This is a genomic window from Asticcacaulis sp., assembly GCF_027484505.1.
In the GTDB taxonomy this organism is placed as follows: Bacteria; Pseudomonadota; Alphaproteobacteria; order Caulobacterales; family Caulobacteraceae; genus Asticcacaulis.
Map to the genome: position 1 here is coordinate 1 of NZ_JAIXSV010000112.1, position 3,120 is coordinate 3,120.

The 3,120-nt window shown below is 62.9% G+C and carries 6 protein-coding genes; 4 read left to right on the forward strand and 2 right to left on the reverse strand.

Features of this window, described 5'->3' with window-relative positions; genetic code table 11:
- Positions 1–170: 170 nt before the first annotated feature.
- Positions 171–1,070: an HNH endonuclease gene (locus Q0072_RS06885; RefSeq protein ID WP_298327584.1), complete on the reverse strand. Its 900-nt coding sequence runs from the start codon at positions 1,068–1,070 to the stop codon at positions 171–173.
- A gap of 30 nt (positions 1,071–1,100) precedes the next feature.
- On the reverse strand, positions 1,101–1,340 hold the full coding sequence (locus Q0072_RS06890) for a hypothetical protein (protein ID WP_298327587.1): 240 nt from the start codon (positions 1,338–1,340) through the stop codon (positions 1,101–1,103).
- Here Q0072_RS06890 and Q0072_RS06895 point away from each other — a divergent pair.
- The 4 genes from Q0072_RS06895 to Q0072_RS06910 all read left to right on the forward strand — a co-directional run.
- Positions 1,339–1,527 (forward strand): hypothetical protein, encoded by a 189-nt coding sequence (locus Q0072_RS06895; RefSeq protein WP_298327590.1) that lies wholly within the window; start codon positions 1,339–1,341, stop codon positions 1,525–1,527. The two genes, Q0072_RS06890 and Q0072_RS06895, sit on opposite strands and share 2 nt — an antisense overlap.
- Positions 1,524–2,456, forward strand: coding sequence for a hypothetical protein (locus Q0072_RS06900; protein WP_298327593.1), 933 nt, complete (start codon positions 1,524–1,526; stop codon positions 2,454–2,456). Before Q0072_RS06895 ends, Q0072_RS06900 begins: the two co-directional genes overlap by 4 nt.
- A complete protein-coding gene (locus Q0072_RS06905) occupies positions 2,401–2,910 on the forward strand; it encodes a hypothetical protein (RefSeq protein WP_298327596.1) in 510 nt (169 codons plus the stop codon). The genes Q0072_RS06900 and Q0072_RS06905 overlap by 56 nt, the downstream gene beginning before the upstream one ends.
- 1 nt (position 2,911) lies before the next feature.
- On the forward strand, positions 2,912–3,120 hold a 209-nt coding region (locus Q0072_RS06910), incomplete at its 3' end, for an HNH endonuclease signature motif containing protein (RefSeq protein WP_298327599.1).

Sequence of the window (3,120 nt, forward strand, 5' to 3'; positions counted from 1 at the left end):
CGACTGGTGGCGCCCGTTGGCATCGGGCGATCATTCATGGGCGTTGGTATAAAGTCTAACCGGGATTCGCGCCTGTCGGAATATATGAATTTTCCGCCAAAGAATGATGCGCCCGCACCCCGCCCTGCCCTGAGAGCACGGAAGACCGGGGGGAGCCGGGAAATGGAGCCTCAGACCTTGAACAGATTGTCGCGATGCCATTGCAGGAACGCCGGATGCGGTCTGTCGCCCAACCGCGGGGGCGGCATGGCCCGCCGGGTGCGGTTTATGAAATTCTCGATACTTTCCCGATCGTTCACATGACGGGAGATACGGATTTCCAGATCATCCTCAAGGGTGATCAGCCCCCGGTCGAACATCCAATGCGCCGTTCCGGACAGGGCGATGCCGTTATTGACAATGTCGGGCCCATCCTGTTCCACCGGCCGGATATGGGCAGCCTCAACCTCGGCCCGGCCACCTCCATTGATCAGTTTCATGCCCGTGACCGCACAGCGTTCGCCATAGGCGCGCAGCACGACGCGCCGGAAGACGCGGTCACGGACAGTTCGGGTGGTCAATGACGCCACCCGCTCGCGCGGTTGTTCAAAGATGAAAGGTGCCTGACCTTCGGCAAAACCAGGCAAAGGGACGCTGTCACCCTGGCGCGGAATGATGGTTTCCCGCTCTTCCAGGCCAAGCTCCAGAATACGGTTAAAATCAAGGGAAGAGATGGAGCGAACGGCGGATTGCGCACGGCCTGAAAGCTTGCCCTCCGCATTCAGCAACCCGCGCTCCACAGGGCCCGCCCGATCCCGAAACGGCACGGGATTGGCAAACTCCAGATAGGAACCGGGCTCAATGAGCGCCAGATGCATGCCGGGAGCCTTGGGATCGGCAATCACCTGCTGCACGCGGGCAATCGCGAAATAGCCACGTGATTCCCGAACCTTGGACGGCTCCAGATAAACGATCCAGTCACCGATACAGGGCTCAACCCTGCCCAGATATTGCCGGGGAAACTGATATTGCTCCGCCGGGCTATCGTCATAAATAGAATCGGACCGATGAAGGAAAACCCCGAACACCATATCACCCGCGCCATGAAGGCCAGGGGCAATCTATGCCCCGGACACGCCATAGTGGCATTCGGTCATAGCAAAAGCCAAGTCGCCTGTCCGGTCGGTGAAGCACATTTTCTTTGGGAAAATGGCGGAGGGGATGAGAGTGCAAGGGGCAAGGGCTGTCAAGCCGTTGTCATGGCTAACCGCCAGAAACGCCCCTTTGATTTCATTCATCTTTTCCGCCTTCGGGCTAACGCTTTTCTGACCATCCCCGCCACTCGCATGGGTGGTGGACATGCGTAGCGCCGTCACTGACCCCACCCCGAACCGCCACCATCTGGCGGGGCAGTTGCTGGACCTGTCCCGCGACGTGCGCCGCATCGGGTGCGGCTTCCGCACCGATCCCGAAACCATCGCCCTGGCAAAGGACAGCATCGCCGCCCGGCTGTGCGCCATCGCCCGGCAGCTGGAGGGCGGGGCATGAAGTGGGTTCGCCTCTACAACGCCACGGCCAACGATCCGAATTGGCGCATGATCGCCGCTGAGACCGGCTTGCCCGTGCATGCTGTGCTGGCCGCCTGGACCGCCATGCTGTGCCACGCTTCGGAAGCCACCCCACGCGGCACGCTGGCCGGCTGGATGGACAAGCGTGCCGCCGCCATCCTGGACCTGAAACCGGCGGACCTGACCGCCATTCGGGAAGCGATGCAGGGTGTCATCCTGAACGGTGACAAGCTGCTGAACTGGGATCAGGAACAGTACGAATCGGACACCAGTGCTGAACGGACCCGTGTTTATCGGGAACGGAAGAAGCAACGTGACGGCAACGTCACCCAGCCGTCACGAAACGGTGATGAAACGTCACGAAACGACGATGTGACGTCACGTGACGGTGATGTGACGTCACCGCCTCTGCGCGCGACAGATAACAGATATCAGAATAAAGAACCCCCCCTTCGGGGGGTAAACGCGCGTGAGCGCGTGCGAGGCGATGATCCCGACTTTGAGGCGTGGTGGAGTGCCTACCCCCACAAGGTGGGCAAGGGGGCAGCCAGGAAGGCTTTCCAGGCAGCACGGCCAAAGGCGCCCTTCGGTGATTTGCTTCAAGCCGTCCAGCGGTACGAACGCTTCCTGAAACAACCGGGAGCGCCCCACGCCTGCCACCCCGCCACTTGGCTGAACCAGGAACGCTGGACCGACGAACTGCCCGAGGTGAACCATGAACAACATCGCCACTATCCCCGCCAAGGAACCCGGCGCGGTGGCGCTGCCGCCCTCGCTGCCGACCTTGAGCAGGAACTTGCGCTGGGCCCTGATGACCGACACGGTTCCGGTGGATACGGGCAGTGGGACCCGCATGGTGGAAGCACCGTGGAAGGCACCTGCCATCGTGTACCCGACGACGCAGCGTGAGGCGAAGCGGCGGGCCGATCTGCTGGACGAAGCGTTGCAGCAGGAAGCGCCCCACCGCGTCGTTCGCGTCTGGCTGACGCAGCTGGCCATCGTTCGGGCAAGCAACAAGCCCCTCGATGACGCCAAGGTGCAGATCCAGGCCATCGCTGGCTTGCTCAACTTCCCGCCCGTCCTGTTCACCCAGGCCACGTTGCGGGAGGCCGCCGAGACGGTGGAATACTTCCTGGACTACAAGCACCTGTCCGCCTTCCTGCGGGGCAATCTGCGGGCGCTGGAGGCGGAGCGGGAACGGTGCCTGATGCTGTCGCGTCCCCAGCCGCGCCCCCAACCCGTCACCCAGCCGGCGGAACGCAAGCCCGAGCAAGTGGCGATGGTGTCCGCCCTGGTGAAGGCTTTCACTGCTGGCAACCGGGACGAGGTGACCCGCCTGTCTGCCGAACTGCGGGGGGCGTGACATGGCGAAGTGGCCCTACAACACGACGCAGTGGCAGAAGGTGCGGCGGGACAAGCTGCGGTCTGATCCCCTTTGCCAGTACTGCCCGCCGGGCAGGGCGCGGCCTGCGACCCAGGTCGACCATGAACGGGCAGTGGCAGCCGGTGGCGACCCGTTCGCATGGGCCAACCTGCGCAGCAGCTGCCAAGCCTGCCACAGCCGCAAGACGGC

Excerpts from the sequence above, each read along its gene's own strand:
- Q0072_RS06885 (WP_298327584.1), bottom strand. The coding sequence starts at position 1,070 with ATGGTGTTCGGGGTTTTCCTTCATCGGTCCGATTCTATTTATGACGAT.
- Q0072_RS06895 (WP_298327590.1), top strand. The coding sequence starts at position 1,339 with ATGCGTAGCGCCGTCACTGACCCCACCCCGAACCGCCACCATCTGGCG.
- Q0072_RS06890 (WP_298327587.1), bottom strand. The coding sequence starts at position 1,340 with ATGTCCACCACCCATGCGAGTGGCGGGGATGGTCAGAAAAGCGTTAGC.
- Q0072_RS06900 (WP_298327593.1), top strand. The coding sequence starts at position 1,524 with ATGAAGTGGGTTCGCCTCTACAACGCCACGGCCAACGATCCGAATTGG.
- Q0072_RS06905 (WP_298327596.1), top strand. The coding sequence starts at position 2,401 with ATGGTGGAAGCACCGTGGAAGGCACCTGCCATCGTGTACCCGACGACG.